This window comes from Pseudomonas sp. FFUP_PS_473 (genome assembly GCF_002858665.1).
GTDB lineage: Bacteria > Pseudomonadota > Gammaproteobacteria > Pseudomonadales > Pseudomonadaceae > Aquipseudomonas > Aquipseudomonas defluvii.
The window spans coordinates 128,947-148,756 of the sequence record NZ_PJQQ01000010.1 but is presented as its reverse complement, the minus strand read 5'-3'; the positions used below and the strand labels follow the sequence as shown (position 1 = coordinate 148,756).

General features: G+C 61.8%; 11 protein-coding genes and 1 pseudogene. 6 read left to right on the top strand and 6 right to left on the bottom strand.

Annotation, left to right across the window (positions count from 1 at the left end; genetic code table 11):
* Positions 1-112: 112 nt before the first annotated feature.
* Positions 113-3,601, bottom strand: a complete 3,489-nt coding sequence (gene smc, locus CYD26_RS09420; RefSeq protein WP_102052445.1) for a chromosome segregation protein SMC — start codon at positions 3,599-3,601, stop codon at positions 113-115.
* Between the two features lie 2 nt (positions 3,602-3,603).
* The gene (locus CYD26_RS09415) at positions 3,604-4,263 is read right to left on the bottom strand and encodes a GntR family transcriptional regulator (RefSeq protein ID WP_102052444.1); all 660 of its coding nucleotides are present in this window, start codon (positions 4,261-4,263) and stop codon (positions 3,604-3,606) included.
* Between the two features lie 239 nt (positions 4,264-4,502).
* Between CYD26_RS09415 and xdhA the strand changes: the two genes are divergently transcribed.
* Genes xdhA through guaD form a run of 4 tightly spaced genes read left to right on the top strand, consistent with a single transcriptional unit; the run spans position 4,503 to position 10,556 of the window.
* Positions 4,503-5,957 carry a xanthine dehydrogenase small subunit gene (xdhA, locus tag CYD26_RS09410; protein WP_102052443.1) on the top strand — a complete coding sequence of 485 codons (1,455 nt, stop codon included), beginning with the start codon at positions 4,503-4,505 and terminating at the stop codon, positions 5,955-5,957.
* Positions 5,950-8,346, top strand: coding sequence for a xanthine dehydrogenase molybdopterin binding subunit (gene xdhB, locus CYD26_RS09405; protein ID WP_102052442.1), 2,397 nt, complete (start codon positions 5,950-5,952; stop codon positions 8,344-8,346). Before xdhA ends, xdhB begins: the two co-directional genes overlap by 8 nt.
* Before the next feature lie 49 nt (positions 8,347-8,395).
* A complete protein-coding gene (gene xdhC, locus CYD26_RS09400) occupies positions 8,396-9,241 on the top strand; it encodes a xanthine dehydrogenase accessory protein XdhC (protein WP_102052441.1) in 846 nt (281 codons plus the stop codon).
* Between the two features lie 10 nt (positions 9,242-9,251).
* A complete protein-coding gene (guaD, locus tag CYD26_RS09395) occupies positions 9,252-10,556 on the top strand; it encodes a guanine deaminase (protein ID WP_102052440.1) in 1,305 nt (434 codons plus the stop codon).
* Positions 10,557-10,560: 4 nt separating this feature from the next.
* On the opposite strand, the pseudogene CYD26_RS25225 reads toward guaD, so the two are convergent.
* Both CYD26_RS25225 and CYD26_RS09390 read right to left on the bottom strand, forming a co-directional pair.
* Positions 10,561-10,659, bottom strand: a pseudogene (locus CYD26_RS25225) (aquaporin); the annotation flags it as partial.
* 11 nt (positions 10,660-10,670) lie between these two features.
* Positions 10,671-11,438 (bottom strand): GntR family transcriptional regulator, encoded by a 768-nt coding sequence (locus tag CYD26_RS09390; protein ID WP_065760387.1) that lies wholly within the window; start codon positions 11,436-11,438, stop codon positions 10,671-10,673.
* Positions 11,439-11,795: 357 nt separating this feature from the next.
* Here CYD26_RS09390 and CYD26_RS09385 point away from each other — a divergent pair, with 357 nt between their 5' ends.
* Both CYD26_RS09385 and CYD26_RS09380 read left to right on the top strand, forming a co-directional pair.
* Positions 11,796-13,145 carry an NCS2 family permease gene (locus tag CYD26_RS09385; RefSeq protein ID WP_065760388.1) on the top strand — a complete coding sequence of 450 codons (1,350 nt, stop codon included), beginning with the start codon at positions 11,796-11,798 and terminating at the stop codon, positions 13,143-13,145.
* A gap of 65 nt (positions 13,146-13,210) precedes the next feature.
* On the top strand, positions 13,211-13,837 hold the full coding sequence (locus CYD26_RS09380) for a LysE family translocator (protein WP_065760389.1): 627 nt from the start codon (positions 13,211-13,213) through the stop codon (positions 13,835-13,837).
* 45 nt (positions 13,838-13,882) lie between these two features.
* On the opposite strand, the gene CYD26_RS09375 is transcribed toward CYD26_RS09380, so the two are convergent.
* Both CYD26_RS09375 and uraH read right to left on the bottom strand, forming a co-directional pair.
* Positions 13,883-19,108 carry a hypothetical protein gene (locus tag CYD26_RS09375; protein ID WP_102052439.1) on the bottom strand — a complete coding sequence of 1,742 codons (5,226 nt, stop codon included), beginning with the start codon at positions 19,106-19,108 and terminating at the stop codon, positions 13,883-13,885.
* A gap of 172 nt (positions 19,109-19,280) precedes the next feature.
* Positions 19,281-19,634: a hydroxyisourate hydrolase gene (gene uraH / locus CYD26_RS09370; RefSeq protein ID WP_065760391.1), complete on the bottom strand. Its 354-nt coding sequence runs from the start codon at positions 19,632-19,634 to the stop codon at positions 19,281-19,283.
* Positions 19,635-19,810 lie beyond the last annotated feature (176 nt).

Here is a 19,810-nt window from a genome sequence, read left to right as displayed (position 1 = left end):
GCCCACGCGTAATAAAAATTGCCATTAAGCTAGCACGACCAAAGATAACTTTACACCGTCTGTCGCAACTGACAGGTCCATTAAGCGCAGGTTCACGCTTTATGGCACCCGATCAGGCGTCGACCATGGCCATCGCCTCCTCCACATCAACCGCCACCAGGCGCGAGCAACCGGGCTCGTGCATGGTCACCCCCATCAATTGATCGGCCATTTCCATGGCGATCTTGTTGTGGGTGATATAGATGAATTGCACGGTCTGGCTCATTTCTTTTACCAGCCGGGCATAACGCCCCACGTTGGCATCGTCCAGTGGTGCATCGACTTCGTCGAGCATACAGAACGGTGCCGGGTTCAACTTGAAGATCGCGAACACCAACGCCAGGGCAGTCAACGCCTTCTCCCCACCGGACAACAGGTGGATGGTGCTGTTTTTCTTCCCAGGCGGGCGCGCCATGATCATCACCCCTGTATCGAGTAAATCTTCGCCCGTCAGTTCCAGGTAAGCGCTGCCGCCACCGAAAACTTTTGGGAAAAGTGCCTGTAAACCGGCATTTATCTGATCAAAGGTATCCTTGAAGCGATTACGGGTTTCCTTGTCGATCTTGCGGATGACGTTTTCCAGCGTCTCCAGCGCCTCGACCAGGTCATCGTTCTGCGCGTCCAGGTAGCGCTTGCGCTCGGACTGCTGCTGGTACTCATCGATGGCCGCCAGGTTGATGGCGCCCAGGCGCTGGATACGCCCGTCGATACGCTCCAGCTCAAGCGCCGCTTCCTGCTCGCTGGCCTGCTCGGTCAGGGTTTCGAGCACGCCATGCAGGTCATAGCCATCGGTGTGCAGTTGTTCCTGCAGGGCCTTGCGCTGAACGCTCAGCCCTTGCCATTCCATACGGTGCTGCTCAAGCTGGCCGCGCAGCAACTGGGACTGCTGCTCCGCCTGGCTGCGACGTTTTTCGGCCTCGCGCAACTCGCGGTCGGCTTCGTCCATGTGCAGGCGCGCCTGACGCATTTCGTCATCGACGCTCATGCGTTTTTCCAGCAACTCTTCGAGCTTGAGCCGCAGCTCTTCCAGCGGCGCCTCGCCCTCTTCCAGGTTCAGCGTCAACTGCTCACGCTTTTCCGTCAGCCGCTCGGACTGCAACTCGAGGCGCTCCAGCGCCTGACGCGTGGAGTCGTGCTGGGCACGGAGCGAGCCCAAACGCACTGCCAACTGGTGGGCGTGGTCCTTGTGCTGCCGCGCTTCCTGGCGCACCCGGTCAAGCCGCTCGCGCAGGTTGTCGCGCTGGGCCAGCAACAGCTCACGCTGCTCGGTGTCCTGGGCCATAAGGTCAAGCGCTTCCTGCAGTTGCAAGCGCGATTCACCGAGGCTTTCGTGCTCGATGGCACGCTGCTCAAGCACCTCGCTCAATTCCTCGTCAAGACGGCGACGGCGCAGCGCCAGCTGCTCGGCACGCGCCTTGCCCGCCGACAACTGCGCCTTGAGCTCGCCCTGCTGGCGCGCTTCGTCCTGTGCCCGGCGACGGATCTGCTCGCGACCGTCCTCCAGGCTGCGCTGTTGCTCGCGCAGCGTGAGCAGTTGCTCGTCCAGAAGCTCCAGTTCGGTCTGCAAGGCTTCGTGCTCAAGGCGCAGTTGCTCAAGCTCCTGCCCTCGGGCGAGCACCCCGCCCTCGGCATCACTGGCACGCGACACCCGCAAGAAGTGCCGCCCGACCCAATAACCGTCACGGCTGACCAGGCTCTGCCCTTCGGCCAGTTGGCCACGCAGCGCCAACGCCGCATCGAGATCTTCCACCGGGCGTACCTGCCCCAGCCACGGGGCCAGGTCGACACGGCCTTGAACCTTGTCGAGCAAACTGCCCGGCAGGCTCGTCGCAGTGCCGCGAACATCGAGCAGGCGCAATGCGCCTTGATCGAAGCTGGCCAGGTCCAGGCCGGTGAACGCATCGACCAGCACGGCCTGCAGGTCAGCGCCCAGCACGGTCTCGACCGCCAGTTCCCAGCCCGGCTCGACGCGCAAGCCCTCGGCCAGTCGCGGACGCTGCGCCAGGCCCTGCGCCTGCAACCAGCGAGCGGTGCCGCTGCCCGGGTCCAGCGCGGCCTGCTGCAAGGCTTCCAGCGAGGCCAGACGACCACCCAGGCGCTGCAACTCGCCCTGGGTTTGCTGCTGAGCGCTGCCAACCTGCTGCAACTGCTCGCGCAGCACCTCAAGCCGCTCGACGGCCTGCTGCTCTTCCAGTTGCAGGTCTTCAAGGAGCAGTTCACTGCTGGCCAATTGCTCGCCCAGCTCCAGTATCGCCGCGTCTTCAGGGTCGGCACTGAGCTGGTCACGCTCCTCGCCCAGTTTGCGCTGACGCTCGGCCAGACGCTCCAGGCTGTGTTCCAACTGTTGAATGCGCGACTGCTGCACTTCGGCCTGACGGCGCGGCTCGGCCGAACGGGTATTGAAGCTGTCCCACTGCTCCTGCCAGCCATGCATGGTGCCTTCGGCTTCTTCCAGCGTCGCGGCAGACTCTTCGGCAGCAGCCAGGGTCATTTCCTGCTCGGGCTCGAGCATTTCCAGCTCTTCAGCCAGGGTTGCCAGCAACGTGCGGTCATGCCCCAGGTGCGACTCGGTTTCCTGACGCGAACGCTCGGCCTCCTTGAGGTCGTCCTGCAATTGGCGCAAGCGCTGCTGGCCATGCTGGATGCTCTGCTCGACCCGGGCGATATCACCGCCCACCGAATAGAAGCGCCCCTGAACCAGGTTGAACCGTTCAGACAGCTCATGGTGACCGTCACGCAGGCGCTCAATACTGGCATCGGCATTGCGCTGTTCCGCAACCAATGCCTCGAAGGCCACTTCCTGATCGCCGATGATCGCTTCACGCTGGCCCACCTGATCGTTCAGTGCGCGCCAGCGCAGTGCCGCCAGTTGCGCCTTGAGCTGGCGCTCCTCGGCCTTGTATTCCTTGTACTTCTCGGCAGCCTGGGCCTGGCGGTGCAAGCGCTCAAGCTGGCGCTCAAGCTCTTCGCGCAGGTCGGTCAGGCGCTCGAGGTTTTCATGGGTGCGGCGAATACGGTTCTCGGTTTCGCGGCGGCGCTCCTTGTACTTGGAGATACCGGCGGCTTCTTCGATGAAGTTGCGCAGCTCTTCGGGCTTGGCTTCGATCAGCTTGGAGATCATGCCCTGTTCGATGATCGAGTAGCTGCGTGGCCCCAGGCCAGTGCCGAGAAAGATATCGGTAATGTCACGGCGCCGACATTTGGTGCCATTGAGGAAATAGGTGTTCTGGGCGTCTCGGGTGACCTTGCGGCGAATGGAGATCTCCGCATAGGCGGCGTACTCGCCGACCAAGGTGTTGTCGCTGTTGTCGAAGACCAGCTCGATACTCGCCTGGCTGACCGGCTTGCGGCTGGTCGAACCATTGAAGATGACATCGGTCATCGACTCGCCACGCAGGTTCTTGGCCGAGCTTTCGCCCATCACCCAACGCACCGCGTCGATGATGTTGGACTTGCCACAGCCATTGGGCCCGACAACGGCCGCCATGTTACTGGGGAAGTTGACGGTGGTCGGGTCGACGAAGGACTTGAACCCGGCCAGGCGAATGCACTTGAGGCGCATGCTCAGGCAGGTACCAGCGCCGTCAGCACAAGGTCGCAACTGCGCTGACAATACTCGACCAGCACACTGCGGATGCGCGGCAGGTCACGTGCAACCACGGCCTCGAGCAATTGCGCGAACAGCACCAGGAAGTCATCCATTTCGGCCTTGCGCTGATCCAGCGCCAGGTAATACGTGCGACTCATGGCCGGCTGCAGGTTTTCGACGGTTTCCTGCAGGTAAGGGTTGTTGGCAAACGGATAGGCCGCGCGCATTACCGCGAAGCTGTCTTCAACGAATGCCTTGATGTCCTTGCGCTCGCAGGCAGCGCGCAAACGCTGCTGAATGACCAGAAACGGAGCAAGCTCGCTGTCGCTGCGCAGGTGCGTGGCAACGGCATTGCCCAACAGGATGTACAGCTCGCTCATCAGCGTGCAGAGGCTGCGTACATTGTGCTCGTTTAGCTCGGTAACGTGCGCGCCGCGACGCGGCAGGATCGTGACCAGATGCCGGCGTTCGAGAATCAGCAGCGCCTCACGCACGGAGCCGCGGCTGACATTCAGCGCCTGGGTGACCTTCAGCTCCTGGATACGCTCGGCGGGTTTGAGCTCGCCGCGAATGATCCGCTCGGCCAGGTAATGGGCAATTTGCTCGGAGAGGCTGTCCGGCGCCTTGAACGTCATGGTTTTCCTTCAAACTCTTTGAACGGTGCACAAGGGCGGGATTGTAGCGCACTTGCCCCCCACTCGCGCAGGGCCTCTCGGCCCGTTCTATGCTTAAAAAGTCAGGTGTAGAGCGTACCAAGCGCCATTTCGATCATTTTCCTGACCCACAAGTCAGAAAGATGTTGACCGAAAAGTCAGGCCTGCTTAGAGTCAGCACAACCCCGCTCAACAACAATAATTCGCTTGTGAGGCCTTCCGTGATCCAGTTTCTCTTTAATCAGGAGCTGCGCAGTGAGCACGCCCTGGACCCCAATCTGACAGTGCTTGAATACCTGCGTGAACACCTGGGCAAACCCGGCACCAAGGAAGGCTGCGCCAGCGGCGACTGCGGCGCTTGCACTGTCGTGGTCGCTGAGCGCCATACGGATCAGGACGGCCTCGAACGCCTGCGCTATCGCAGCCTGAATGCGTGCCTGACCTTTGTGTCGGCGCTGCATGGCAAACAACTGATCAGTGTTGAAGGGCTCAAACACCAAGGGCAGTTGCACAGCGTTCAACAGGCAATGGTCGACTGCCACGGTTCACAATGCGGCTTCTGCACGCCCGGCGTGGTGATGTCGCTGTTCGCCCTGCAGAAGAACAGCGACGCCCCGGACCTGCACAAGGCCCAGGAGGCGCTGGCCGGCAACCTCTGCCGCTGCACCGGTTACCGGCCGATTCTGGCAGCCGCAGAACAGGCCTGCTGCCAGCCGCCAGCCGACCCGTTCGATGCCGCCGAGGCGCAAACCATCGCCCGGCTCAAGGCGATTGCGCCCAAAGAAACCGGCGAGCTCAACAGCGGCGATAAACGCTGCCTGGTTCCACTGACCGTGGCCGACCTGGCCGAGCTCTATGGCTCGCACCCGGAAGCGCGCCTTCTGGCCGGTGGTACCGACCTGGCACTTGAGGTAACCCAGTTCCACAAGACCCTGCCGGTGATGATCTACGTCGGTAACGTCGCCGAGATGAAGCGCATCGAGCACGTCGACGCGCATATCGAGATTGGTGCCGCCACGCCATTGACCGACTGCTATGGCGCGCTGAGCGCCGAGTACCCCGACTTTGGCGAGCTGCTGCACCGCTTCGCCTCGCTGCAAATCCGCAACCAGGGCACCTTGGGCGGCAATATTGGCAACGCATCACCGATTGGCGACGCCCCGCCCCTGCTGATCGCCCTGGGCGCCCAGATCGTCCTGCGCAAAGGCGACAGCCAGCGCACCCTGGCCCTGGAAGACTACTTCATCGATTACCGCATCACCGCCCGCCAGGAGAGCGAGTTCATCGAGAAGATCATCGTGCCGAAGGCTTCGCCCGGCTGGGCGTTCCGCGCCTACAAGCTGTCCAAGCGCCTGGACGACGATATCTCGGCGGTCTGCGCGGCAATCAACCTGCGCATCGAAGGCGGCGTCATCCACGAGGCACGCATCGCCTTCGGCGGCATGGCGGCCATCCCGAAACGCGCCCAGGCCTGTGAAACGCTGCTGACAGGCAAGCCCTGGAGCCAGGCACTGATTGAACAGGCCTGCCAGGCCTTGAGCGAAGACTTCACACCGCTGTCGGATTTTCGCGCGAGCAAGGAGTACCGCTTGCTCAGTGCGCAGAACCTGCTGCGCAAATACTTCATCGAACTGCAAACACCGCACATCGAGACTCGGGTGACCGCTTATGTCTAACCATCCTCACGTCGCCAAGAGCCAGGCAGAGTTGGCCGACCTGTTCAGCCAGGACATGACCAGCGGTGTAGGCCGCAGTGTCAAGCACGACAGCGCCGATAAGCATGTGTCCGGCGAAGCGGTGTATATCGATGACCGCCTGGAGTTCCCGAATCAGTTGCACGTGTATGCCCGGTTGTCCGACCGTGCCCATGCGCGCATTGTCAGTATCGACACCGCGCCCTGCTACGCCTTCGAGGGCGTGCGCATTGCCATTACTCACGAAGAAATACCGGGCTTGAAAGACATCGGCCCGCTGCTTCCGGGCGACCCCTTGCTGGCCATCGACACCGTGCAGTTCGTCGGCCAGCCGGTGGTGGCTGTGGCCGCACGCGACCTCGACACCGCGCGCCGCGCCGCGCTGGCAGCGATCATCACCTACGAAGACCTGGAGCCGGTGCTCGATGTGGTCGAAGCGCTGCGCAAAAAGCACTTTGTCCTCGACAACCACACCCACCGGCGCGGGGACTCGGCCAGCGCATTGCGCGATGCACCCCATCGCTTGCAGGGCACCCTGCATATCGGCGGCCAGGAGCATTTCTACCTGGAAACCCAGATCTCTTCGGTGATGCCTACCGAAGACGGCGGCATGATCGTCTACTGCTCGACCCAGAACCCCACCGAGGTGCAGAAGCTGGTTGCCGAAGTGCTCGATGTACCGATGAACAAGGTGGTGGTCGACATGCGCCGGATGGGCGGTGGCTTTGGCGGCAAGGAAACCCAGGCGGCGAGCCCCGCCTGCCTGTGCGCGGTGATCGCGCACCTGACCGGCCAGCCGACCAAGATGCGCCTGCCTCGCATGGAAGACATGGTCATGACCGGCAAGCGTCACCCCTTCTATGTCGAATACGATGTCGGTTTCGATGACCGCGGTCGCCTGCAGGGCATCAATTTCGAGCTGGCCGGTAACTGCGGCTGCTCGCCCGACCTGTCGGCGTCCATCGTCGACCGCGCCATGTTCCACGCCGACAACGCCTATTACCTGGGCGACGCCACGATCAACGGCCACCGCTGCAAGACCAACACCGCCTCAAACACCGCCTACCGGGGCTTCGGCGGCCCACAGGGGATGGTCGCCATCGAGGAAGTGATGGACCGTATCGCCCGCCATCTGGTGCTCGATCCGCTGGCGGTGCGCAAGGCCAACTATTACGGCAAGACCGAACGCAACGTCACCCACTACCACCAGACCGTCGAGCACAACATGCTCGAAGAGATCACCGCAGAGCTGGAAGCCAGCAGCGACTACGCCGAGCGCCGCGAGTCGATTCGCCGCTACAACGCCAACAGCCCGATACTGAAGAAAGGCCTGGCCCTGACACCGGTGAAATTCGGTATTTCCTTTACCGCCAGCTTCCTTAACCAGGCCGGTGCGCTGATACACCTCTATACCGACGGCAGCATCCACCTGAACCACGGCGGCACGGAGATGGGCCAAGGCCTCAACACCAAGGTTGCCCAGGTGGTGGCCGAAGTATTCCAGGTCGATATCTCGCGTATCCAGATCACCGCGACCAACACCGACAAGGTGCCCAACACTTCGCCGACTGCGGCGTCCAGCGGCGCCGACCTGAACGGCAAGGCTGCGCAGAACGCGGCTGAAACCCTGAAGCAACGCCTGGTCGAATTTGCCGCGCGGCAGTACAAGGTCAGCGCGGAAGACGTCGTGTTTCACAATGGCCATGTGCGTGTGCGCGATGAGATCCTGACCTTTGACGCCTTGGTGCAGCAGGCCTACTTCGCTCAGGTTTCACTGTCGAGCACCGGCTTCTACAAGACCCCGAAAATCTACTACGACCGCAGCCAGGCCCGTGGCCGCCCCTTTTACTACTACGCCTTTGGCGCGGCCTGCGCCGAGGTGATCGTCGACACCCTGACCGGCGAGTACAAGGTACTGCGCACCGACATCCTGCATGACGTCGGCGCGTCACTGAACCCGGCCATCGACATCGGCCAGGTGGAAGGCGGTTTCGTTCAGGGCATGGGCTGGCTGACCACCGAAGAGCTGGTGTGGAACGCCAAGGGCAAACTGATGACCAGCGGCCCGGCCAGCTACAAGATTCCGGCCGTGGCCGACATGCCGATCGACCTGCGGGTGCGCCTGGTCGAGAACCGCAAGAACCCGGAGGACACGGTGTTCCACTCCAAGGCCGTAGGCGAGCCGCCGTTCATGCTCGGTATCGCCGTCTGGTGTGCCATCAAGGATGCCGTGGCCAGCCTGGCCGATTACCGTGAGCAACCGCTGATCGACGCCCCGGCCACACCGGAGCGCGTGCTCTGGGGCTGCGAGCAAATGCGCAAGGCGATGGCGGCTCACCCGCGCACCGAAGCCGAGACAGCAGCACCATGAACGCCCTATCGCCCGCACAGCCTTACGGTCACCCAGGAGGTCACTGAACATGCACACCTGGATCAACGCCCTCGCCGACCTGCAGGCACGCGGTGAACCCTGCGTACTGGTCACCATCATCGAGGAGCGCGGCTCGACACCGCGCAACGCCGGTTCCAAAATGGTGGTCAGTGCCGAGCAGTTGTTCGACACCATCGGTGGCGGCCACCTGGAATACAAAGCCCTGCACATTGCCCGGCAGATGCTCGCCGAGGGGCGCCAGGCGCCCCATCTGGAGCGCTTCAGCCTCGGCGCCAGCCTCGGCCAATGCTGTGGCGGCGCCACGGTGTTGCTGTTCGAACCGATGGGCCGGGTTCAGGCGCAGATCGCGGTATTTGGTGCAGGCCACGTCGGTCGCGCGCTGGTACCCTTGCTGGCCGCCTTGCCGTGCCGGGTTCGCTGGATCGACTCACGCGAGCAGGAGTTCCCCGAGGCGATCCCTGCGGGGGTCAGCAAAATCGTCAGCGAAGACCCGGTCGATGAAGTCGACGACCTGCCGGTCGGCAGTTACTGCATCGTCATGACCCACAATCATCAACTGGACCTGGAGCTGACGGCGGCCATCCTTAAACGCAATGACTTCACCTGGTTCGGGCTGATTGGCTCGAAAACCAAACGGGCCAAGTTCGAGCACCGCCTGCATGAACGTGGTTTCACCCCGGAGCGGCTGCAGCGGATGCGCTGCCCGATGGGGATTGCCGAGGTGAAGGGCAAGCTGCCGATCGAGATCGCCGTGTCCATCGCCGCCGAAATCATTGCCACCTACAACGCCAGCTTTGGCCAGCACGACGCTGCCGCCAATGCTGGCCCCATTGCCCAACTGCTGCCGCCCTCGCGGCGCAGCCAAGCCCAATGACGAGAGCCTCATGAGCGCAAAACCCAACGCCTACCGTGCCGCCATCCTGCACAGCCTCGACGACCCCGCCGAAGTCGGTGTGGACGCGTCCTACCAGTACTTTGAAGACGGCCTGCTGGTGGTCGAAGATGGCAAGATTAGCGCCATTGGCCACGCCAGTGAATTGCTGCCTACACTGCCGGCCGACCTGAACGTGGTGCACTACGAGAATGCCCTGATCACCCCAGGCTTTATCGACACCCATATCCATTTCCCGCAGACCGGCATGATCGGCTCCTACGGCGAGCAGCTACTGGACTGGCTCAATACCTACACCTTCCCCTGCGAACGGCAGTTCGCCGACAAGGCCCATGCCGAGCAGGTCGCGAAGCGTTTCATCAAGGAACTGCTGCGTAACGGCACCACCACGGCGCTGGTGTTCGGCAGTGTCCACCCCGAATCGGTGGATGCCTTCTTCGAAGAGGCGCAGCGCCTGGACCTGCGGATGATCGCCGGCAAGGTGATGATGGACCGCAATGCACCGGATTACCTGACCGACACCGCCGAGTCCAGCTACCTGGACAGCAAGGCCCTGATCGAGCGCTGGCACGGCAAGGGTCGCCTGCACTATGCGGTTACCCCGCGTTTCGCCCCGACCAGCACGCCAGAGCAACTGGCCTTGGCCGGGCAACTGCTGGGCGAGTATCCCGACCTGTACCTGCACACCCACCTGAGCGAAAACCTCAAGGAAATCGAGTGGGTCAAGGCACTATTCCCGGAGCGCAAGGGCTACCTGGATGTCTATGATCACTTCCAGTTGCTGGGCGAGCGCTCCGTCTTTGCCCATGGCGTGCACCTGTGCGACGACGAGTGCAAGCGCCTGGCGGAAACCGGCTCTGCCGTGGCCTTCTGCCCGACCTCCAACCTGTTTCTCGGCAGTGGCTTGTTCAACTTGCCGCAAGCCGAACAGCACAAGGTGAAGGTCGGCCTGGGCACTGACGTGGGCGCCGGCACCAGTTTCTCGCTGCTCAACACCCTCAACGAAGCCTACAAGGTCATGCAGCTTCAGGGCGCACGGCTCAACCCGTTCAAATCGTTGTACCTGGCCACCCTGGGCGGCGCCAGGGCCCTGTGCCTGGAGGAGCGCATAGGCAACCTCACGCCGGGCCGTGATGCCGACTTCGTGGTGCTCGACTACAACGCGACGCCGCTGCTGTCCTACCGCCTGCAGCAGTCGAACAGCATCGAGGAGACACTGTTCGTGCTGATGACCCTGGGCGACGATCGCACCGTCCGCGAAACCTTTGCGGCCGGTCGCAGCGTGCATCAACGCTGAGCCGCTAAGGCTCGCGCGCCAGGCCGCGATACAGTGCGCCGCCGATCACTGCACCGATCAGCGGCGCCACCCAGAACAGCCAGAGCTGCTGGAGTGCCAACCCTGGCAGACGTATCAGCCTTTGGTCGAGGCCGCGCTGCCACGTTTCTTGGTCTGCAACAGGTGCGAGAACACCGCATGCAGGTCATCGGACGCGCTGTCCTCATCGAGGTTGAGCTTGCTGTCGATATGGTCCATGTGGTGCATCATCAGGTTGACCGCAAGCGTCGCATCACGGGCTTCGATGGCGTCGATCAACTGCATGTGCTCGTCATAGGAGCAGTGCGAGCGGTTGCCGCTTTCATACTGGGCAATGATCAGCGAGGTCTGCGACACCAGGCTGCGCTGGAAGCTGATCAGCGGGGCATTGCCAGCAGCCTCGGCCAGCTTGAGGTGAAACTCGCCAGACAGGCGAATACCGGCGCCGCGGTCGCCCCGGGAAAAGCTGTCGCGCTCATCGCGCACCATTTGCCGCAGTTCGTTCAACTGCTCGACGGTAGCGTGTTGAACCGCAAGCTCGGTGATCGCCCGCTCGACCAGACGCCGGGAAAAGAACACCTGGCGGGCTTCTTCTACCGTGGGGCTGGCAACCACGGCACCCCGGTTGGGCCGCAGCAGCACCACGCTTTCATGGGCCAGACGCGACAGCGCGCGGCGAATGATGGTGCGGCTGACACCGAAAATCTCGCCCAGGGCTTCCTCGCTCAACTTGGTACCCGGCGCCAGACGCTGCTCGAGGATAGCCTCGAAAATATGTGCGTAAACGATGTCGTCCTGGGTGCCGCTGCGGCCGGCCTTGCCAACACGCGCGGGTTTCTTGAGGGGTTGCAGCTGTTCGTTCATGGATTCTCGGGCAGATAACCGGCAATTGGATCCGAACTGTAATACCGCACAGTAGGTCGTTGGCAAGCCGTGAATAGAAAATTTAAGGGAATCGGTACTGCCACATTGTACACAGCCAGCAGCAATTCTGCAGGTAGCGATAGCCTTTATAGCTGTATTGCCAAATAATATGCACACACCACATAAAACATTATTTGATTTATTTGTATACAAAAGCATAATCGCAGCGTGCAACTTCCTGACTTCAAGGTCAACAAAGCAGTCCGGTCGCCTGCCACCCTACCCTCTCACAGAGCCCCCCAGTGCGTGCGCAGGCCTGGCTCTGCAAAACAAGAAAAGACTTGAGGAGTACATGCTGTGGAAAGCCGCAAATCCGAAGCCCCTACGCTGGATCTTGCCCCACCGCTCGAAACGAGCTGGCTGGAGCGGATTTTCAAACTCAAGCTGCATGGCACCACCGTCAAGACCGAGCTGATTGCCGGCATGACTACCTTCATCACCATGGCGTACATCATTTTCGTCAACCCGAACATCATGGCCGATGCCGGGATCAACCATGGTGCGGCGTTCGTTGCTACCTGCATCGCCGCCGCCCTGGGCTGCCTGTTGATGGGCCTGTACGCCAACTGGCCGGTCGGCCTGGCACCGGGCATGGGCCTCAATGCATTCTTTACCTACACGGTCGTCGGCACCATGGGCTACACCTGGGAAGCGGCCTTGGGGGCGGTGTTCGTTTCCGGCGTGCTGTTCATGCTGCTGACCTTGTCACGCGTGCGCGAGTGGCTGCTCAACAGTATCCCGGTCAGCCTGCGCCACGCCATGGGTGCCGGGGTCGGGCTGTTTCTCGGGTTGATCGGCCTGAAAACCGCCGGCATTGTCGTCGACAGCCCTGCCACCCTGATCAAGCTCGGCTCGCTGCACGAACCCGCACCCCTGCTGGCCGCAGTGTGCTTCCTGATGATCGCGATACTCAGCTATCGGCGGGTGTTCGGCGCCATCCTGATCAGCATCATCACTGTCACGCTGGCCGGCTGGGGCCTGGGGCTGGTCGAATACGGCGGCGTCTTCTCGTTGCCTCCCAGCCTCGCCCCCACCTGGATGGCCATGGACGTGGCCGGGGTGTTCAACGTCAGCATGATCAGCGTGGTCCTGGCGTTTCTGTTCGTGCACATGTTCGACACCGCCGGCACCCTGATGGGCGTTGCGCAGCGCGCCAACCTGGTTAACGCCGAGGGCCGCATCGAAAACCTTTCCCGCGCACTGAAAGCCGACAGCGCCTCCAGCGTCTTCGGCGCGGTGGTGGGTGTGCCACCGGTGACCAGCTACGTGGAGAGCGCGGCCGGGGTGGCCGCAGGCGGGCGCACCGGCCTGACGGCCGTGGTCGTTGGCCTGCTGTTCATCACGGCCATGTTCTTCGCCCCTCTGGCGGGCATGATCCCGGCCTATGCCACCGCTGGTGCCCTGATCTACGTGGCCATGCTGATGATGGGCAGCATGGCCCACATCAACTGGGATGAAGCCACCGACAGCATCCCGGCGATCGTCACCGCAATCATGATGCCCCTGACCTTTTCGGTTGCCGACGGCATTGCCTTGGGCTTCATCACCTATGTCGCCCTCAAGGCCGGCACCGGGCGATACAGGGAAATCTCGGCGAGCCTGTGGGTGCTGTGCGCCATTTTCATCGCCAAGTTCATGTTTTTGTAACGGTTGTACCGCAGTAAAAACGGCCTCGCCTTCGGGTGAGGCCTTCGCACATAAGGAGAAAATAAATGAGTGTGGAAACCTGGCTGTTGTTCTGTGGCGCGGCACTGATCGTCATTGCGATCCCCGGCCCGTTGTCCTTGCTGATGATCAGCAACAGCCTGAACTATGGCCTGCGTCGCTCCTACCCTGCGTTTCTCGGCGGTGTCATTGCGTCGATCTGCCTGCTCAGCGCCTCGGCACTGGGGCTGGGGGCGCTGTTGATGGCTTCGGAGCAGCTGTTTAGCGTCTTAAAGATTGTCGGTGGCCTTTACCTGTTTTACCTCGCCTGGCAAAGCTGGCAGCAATCGCGCCAACCTTCGCAGGGCGCCAATGTGCCTGAGGCCATGCCGACGCCAGGCTTTCGTGGCTTGTTCCTGCGCGCCTTTGCGCTGGGCGCGAGCAACCCGAAAGATATCCTGTTCTTCGCCGCCTTCCTGCCGCAATTTCTCAGTGCAGAGCAGCCATTGCTCAGTCAATTGCTGGTCTTGATCGCCACCTGGACGGTGCTCGACCTGGGGTGCAAGCTGGCCTACGGCCTGGGTGCGCAAGGTGCCGCCCGCTACCTGCGCTCCGGCAAGGGGCAGAGTGGATTCAACCGGATCAGCGCCGGGCTGTTCGGCGGCGCGGGCGTCGCCGCACTGCTGAGCCGCTAAACCACTGCCTGCCCCGCTGCCGCCTGGCGGCAACGGGGCAGAACCTCAGGCGAACTGCGGCCTGATAAAGACCAGCCCTTCATCCCTGCCAGAAGCACTGACGCGCTTGCCCGCCATCAGCACGACCAGCTCTTTCGCCGCCCGAGCCTGACGCAACGCCTGACGCGTCTCGGCATCCATCGACGTCATCAGTCGTTTCAGCGTGCTGGACGAGAGCGGGTACACATGCGACGCGTGCGTTGGCCTGACGATCACCAGGTAGAGCCGGTCTGAGCCGTTGCAACGCACCAGCAGTTGCCCCGGCCCGAAGGCCTGGTCACTGAAGACCTGGCCCACAGTGTAATAGTTTGCCGTCAGCACATCCCGGACAACCGCATGCAGCGGGGCCCGTGCAAACTGTTCCTCTGAAACCACAAACTCCACTGCGGTAAACCGGGCCGTTTCACTGTGCAAACTGAACCCTGCCCCTGCTGCCACCTCCGGACGACCGCGCAGCCACCCGAACGGGTCGACGACGGACGCGCCATTTTTAGTCAGCGGGTTATCCAGCACACCCAACAACAGGTCCAGCTTGAGGACGCCGGCAGCGGTCAGCTTGCCGTTTATGCTGGCAGACTCCATCAGGCGCCGAGAGAACTGCTTGGTGCTCTGATCGGTCAATCGCGGGAAACGGCGCTTGATGGTGTACATCATGTGATCAACGCGAAGCCCTGAACCGAGCGACCAGACGCCATTGACGCGCTGCATCCGATGATAACGCGGCAGAACGCCGTCCAAGCTCGGAGGCGGCTTGAGTACCGCACAATCGGCCACGAGCTCAACCCCGTCGTCGAGCACCTCGTAGTACGCATTATCCACCTGGATCACACGCCGCGCTGTGTTTTGAGCGCTCACGAAAATGCCCGAGTTGCTGGCAGTTTCAATCAGCGGGCCATCAACCGGGGTGCTCCAACTGCGCCAGTCGAACATCTGTTGAACCCTGGAAACCCCGTGAAGGGGTGCAATGACGGGTACTGTCGCGCCTGTCGCTGGCGGCAGATGCTCGATGCTCCAGAATGGCAAGTAGCCTCGGCTTTCGAAGTGCAGCGCAAGCGCCCACTCCTTTGCGGCTCGCTCGCCCTCGGTGAAATTGAAACGACGCAGGAACGCCTCGGCTGCTGCCTGCGATTGCCCGGGCTCCGCGCGCTGAATCATCTTCCAGGCCGGGTCCGGTGTGCGACCTGGCAGGAACTGCAAGGCCCACTCAGGAAAGCGTTTGTGCTGAACAAACTGATCGGCCAGCAAACGTGCCAGGTCGGGATCATCGGCCGGCAGGCTGAAACGCCGCAAGACCTGCGCGGCCTCATCAAGGGTAAAGCGACGGAAAACCTCCAGGATCGCCTCCAGCGTCCATTGCGATGGCAGCCCGAGCTGGTTTGCAAGCACTTGCACGTCTTCGCGCGTCACCGTCTGCAAACCTTGCTGGATAACTTCAGCCGGAGTTTGCGGTGCACCGCCGCGCAACCCCACGTCAAACGACACTTCCCAGTGTCCCAAAATATTGCGCCGCACCGCAGGACCGTAGCCACGGCGTCGCGTTTCGACGATGCGCCAGGGTTCAAGGGCCACCCCACCCTTGTACTGGACCTGATAGTAGCGGCCCCGCGTATCGGTAATGTAGTAGTGCGGGAAGCCGTCCGCGCCAACCTCTCCCTCATACACGCCGTTAAAATCGCCATCGGTGCGCAAGGTCAAGTCTTTAGGCCGCTGCTTGAGCGCAAACGAGCGATCAATGACCCTGTTCGACAACGGCGGCGCAACACCGTGCAGCGCATCGTTACCCGCCAAGGCGATCCGCGTGGTGCTGACGTCAGAGGCATGAGGCAGCATTTTCCAGAGCTTGCCCAGCCCCTTGAACCCGTGCTTCATGTCGCCCAAGGCCCCCAAGGTATTGAAGGCCGACGACAGTGCGTGCTGCACGGCCTTGGCGCGATCACCATCGGCCAGTGCCTTGATCGCCGAGGCCGACTCCTTGAGGGCAAAAAACGCACCCACCGCAAAGCTGGCCGGTGGAAATGGCAGTGTTACTGCCGTGGCAACCAACTCGACCCCAGTCCAGGTAATACGGCAGATCATGTCGGCCCGACCGAGCTCCAGGTCCGCCACATCGGTCATCTTGCGTTCGATTCGCTGGTCATGGAAGGCCTTCTGCAGGCTCATGACTGGCGCACTCGACAGCACCGGCCCCGTAGCTGCGCCACGCCTGACGGCGTGCAGCCTATAGGACATCCAGCGACCCAGCTTGTGGCGCATGCGGTCCTTGTAATAATCCCCCATGCCGGCATGGGCCAGGGACGCCTCGAATGACTGGAACTCACGGAATGCCAGGCCATCCGGCGCATCGGGGGTGTACAACAAGGCGGGCTGCCCGGTGTTCTCCGGCGCCAGCATGACGTAGTTGCCTTCGACGGTTTCCACCGTCCCCAAGTGCTCGTTCATCCACGACAGATGGCCCAGGTACGCCAGCCAGGGGTACTCAGCGGTATTGAATACCGCCTCAAGATTGAAGTTCAGCAGATGCACCGGATGCGCCAGGCGTGTCGGCGCATCCTCGCGCTGAAAAGAACTCAACGTTTGACTCAACCAAGCGTACTGCTCGCCAGTGATCTGCCCCATCAGCTTGCTGCGCAGGGCTGCAACCGACATCTGCAACTGTGTCAGCGTGACACTGGCCTGTCGGCGGGTGGCATAGCCCTCGTGCTCAGGGTTCAGCAGCGTATCGCGCAGCACTTGAATGTAGCGGTCCGCCACCCATTGGCCGCGAATAGCGCCCGAGACGTTCTCCGGCCGCAGGGGCGAGAGGTCAACACCTTCCGGGCCTTCAAACGTCGCAGAAGTGTCCAGCGTGGCTTGCGTCAGGCTGATCGAGTCGTCATAGCCATTGCGCAACAAGTGGGTGAACGTAGCCCGCTCCCGGGGCGAGGTGATAATGATCGTGTCCGGGTCGACCGTGCCCGCGGGTGTACCCAGCAGCTGATTGATTTTTTCCGTAGCCTGGGCTTTGACGAAGCTTTCAAAATCCGGAACCTGCAGCAAGGACTGCTCGGTAAACCGTTGCGAGGCAGCGGCGACCTGCGTCTCCAGTGCATGCAACTGCTGCCGCTCAGCCAGCGGCGCATCGCGGTACCAGGCCGGCGTGTGAGCGTCAAAGCGCGCCTGGGTGAGCTCGACATCTAGCGCGACCAAGCGTTGCAAGGCCGTCGGATAGTCGACCTGAGGCGAGAGCGTAAGAAAATCGGCCTCGGCAGCCGGCTTCTGCGCCAGGGCAATCAACACGTTGTCCAAGGCGTTACGCGCGGCTTGCGGAACGCGTGCCAACAGGTAGTCACGCAGTGCCGGCACAGCGGTCCAACCGACAATTTCGTGCAACAAGCGGCGCTCATCCAGCACCTTCAGCCACGGCTCGCGGCCAGGCACATCTGGGGCATAAAGCAATAGGCCGGCAGCTTCGCCATCGGCCTGGGTCAAGCAAAAGACCATGACATCCGCCAACTCGGCGCCGTTGATCTTTAACAGGTAAGCCGTCGCACGAAGCGCCGTCTGCTCGACAAACGGTGTGTGCAACACCCCGACTGCCTGAACCTGATCCTCGGCCAGGATGCCTTGAAACCCCGCAGCGCAGAGCGAGGCCTGTAGCCGTAGCGACATCACGACCTGCATGCGCTGGAGAACACCTGGCGTGATCGCTTCACGCCACTGTTGAGAAAATGTGCTCCTCAGTTGCAGCGGGGCAAGCACTGGGGCAAGCGTTGCAGGGGTCAACCCTTCGAATACCTGCTCAACCGGCAGGCCTTGATACTGCAAGGTGCTGCCCGTGATGAAATCAGAAGCCTGGGCTTCATCCCCAGGGTGCAGCCCGTACAGGGCCAGGCTGCTCAACGATGCCTGCTCGGTATAGACCTCACGGGTTACCGGCAAACGACGCTCGGTGGTGACCCACAGTTGATCGGGGTCCAGGTCAACGCCCAGCGCTTCGCGCAGGCGCAACGCCACCGTGACACGGGCAAATTGCTCTGGCGACTCGGCCTTGCCCAGCGCCTGACACAGATCCTCCTGAGCGTATTGATAGGCCTGCAATTTGTCGACGTAGCGCTGCCGCTCTTCGGTACTGCACAGTTTCATCCAATACGGTAACTGCCGGTAGGCCTCATAGGCCGCGTGCTCTGCGTGCCACACCACGGCCATGCCGGGTGGGCCGTTGACGATGATCCGCTGGGTAGCCGCTGCCAGCGCTTCGAACAGCACCTGATACGACGCGAAGGTCGTGCGGCGGGTTTGCAGAATGTCGATGATATCTGCCTGCTGACACTTCAGTTGGGCCTGTACAACGTCACTCAGCAGGTGGGCGGCGATCTCCCGGCACTGCCATTCGATACGACGCTGGCCATCCAGTGCGCGTTGATGGCTCAAGCTCAGCAAGCCCGACCATTGTTCACGGCGCGGCAAGAGTGCATCGAACAGTTCGCCCAATGAGCCATGGCTGGAAAGCCCGTCACCCGGCAGGTACAGCAGCGTCGGAACAGCGTCCGCCTGCGACGCATCGGCCACCGGTTGCCTGCGAAGAATGAATGCACCGGCCAGGTGCGCGGCCTCTGCCCCCTCGAACAACAGGCTAAGGCTGTAGGCAAAAAAAGCCCTGCGGCTGTCCGCCGGGGTCGACAGCGCGCTGCTCAACAACGCCTGCTCGTCCTTACTCAAGCGCCGTGCCGCGTCGAGGTACAACGCCTGCGCCAGGGCATCAGCCAGTTGCTGGTCGCGTGAGGTGTGCTCCGCTGTCGCGGCGTTCCAGTAGGCAGTGACTGCATCCCGATACAGATAACCCAGCTTGAGCGTCAACGTGTCGATGGCCCCCTCCAGCCCGCGCGTGCCGGCCATGCGCGTTCCGGGTTGATCATCCTCGCGACCATCGGCGTAAATCCCTGACAAGCCCTCGTCATACACCGTTGCGGCACCCACCAGGCGCTCGCGCATTACCTGCTCGAGGGTCTTGTTCGTCTGCAAGGTGCAGTGCTCCGGGTTATCCGTGAGCGAAAAGGTTTTTACCCAGGTGTTTCGCGCATCCAGTTCAAGCTGCGGGTATTGACGCTTGAGCTCATCATCAAAGGCCGTTGCGAGCAGCGGCACAATGTCCGGCAGCGCGCTGCCCTGTTGTGTCCAGAGCGCCGCAGCCTTTTCCAACGCTGCCAACGCCTCAGTGTTGCTGAGCAAGTGAGGAGGAATTGCTACATCCATGGTCTGTGTCCCTGCTATCGAATGGCGCCTGCACACCCTGCGCAAGCGACCCAGCCGACATTTCAAAACAGCCGCTCAAACCATGTGAGATAAATAATGCTTTTCCTTCAGGCAAAAAAAAGCCCGCAGTGTGAGCGGGCAAGGACCTACGAAGATTCTGTTGGCTGACCTGCTAGCTTCCGCGGTAGGTCGAGTAGCTGTAAGGCGAAATCAGCAATGGAACGTGGTAATGATCCTGCTCGGCACTGATGCCAAAACGCAGAACGACCACATCGAGGAACGCAGGCTCAGGCAACTTCACGCCGCGTGCACGGTAGTAGTCACCGGCACTGAACTGCAGCTGGTAGACACCGCTGCGGTAATCGTCACCCTGCAGCAACGGTGCGTCGCAACGACCGTCGCTGTTGGTCAGGGCAGTGGTCACCAGCTCTAGCTGCTGGCCTTCGACGCGGTAGAGCTCGACCTTGATCGAGCTGCCAGGGCAGCCATGCGCGGCGTCCAGTACATGCGTGGTCAAACGTCCCATAAGGTTGCTCGCCTCTTCTTGATCTGTGGGCAAAAAATACCCGTATCGCACCGCATGCAAGCACGGCAGCGTACGGCTGTTGGATTATTAAGACATTTTTATTGAAAATTGTACACAATAATTCCGACTTCTTTGTTAGCTTAGCCACCTCGCCCAGCAAACAGGCCATCAGTCGC

Excerpts from the sequence above, each read along its gene's own strand:
- CYD26_RS09375 (WP_102052439.1), bottom strand. The coding sequence starts at position 19,108 with ATGGATGTAGCAATTCCTCCTCACTTGCTCAGCAACACTGAGGCGTTG.
- uraH (WP_065760391.1), bottom strand. The coding sequence starts at position 19,634 with ATGGGACGTTTGACCACGCATGTACTGGACGCCGCGCATGGCTGCCCT.
- smc (WP_102052445.1), bottom strand. The coding sequence starts at position 3,601 with ATGCGCCTCAAGTGCATTCGCCTGGCCGGGTTCAAGTCCTTCGTCGAC.
- CYD26_RS09390 (WP_065760387.1), bottom strand. The coding sequence starts at position 11,438 with ATGAACGAACAGCTGCAACCCCTCAAGAAACCCGCGCGTGTTGGCAAG.
- xdhB (WP_102052442.1), top strand. The coding sequence starts at position 5,950 with ATGTCTAACCATCCTCACGTCGCCAAGAGCCAGGCAGAGTTGGCCGAC.
- guaD (WP_102052440.1), top strand. The coding sequence starts at position 9,252 with ATGAGCGCAAAACCCAACGCCTACCGTGCCGCCATCCTGCACAGCCTC.
- CYD26_RS09415 (WP_102052444.1), bottom strand. The coding sequence starts at position 4,263 with ATGACGTTCAAGGCGCCGGACAGCCTCTCCGAGCAAATTGCCCATTAC.
- xdhC (WP_102052441.1), top strand. The coding sequence starts at position 8,396 with ATGCACACCTGGATCAACGCCCTCGCCGACCTGCAGGCACGCGGTGAA.
- CYD26_RS09380 (WP_065760389.1), top strand. The coding sequence starts at position 13,211 with ATGAGTGTGGAAACCTGGCTGTTGTTCTGTGGCGCGGCACTGATCGTC.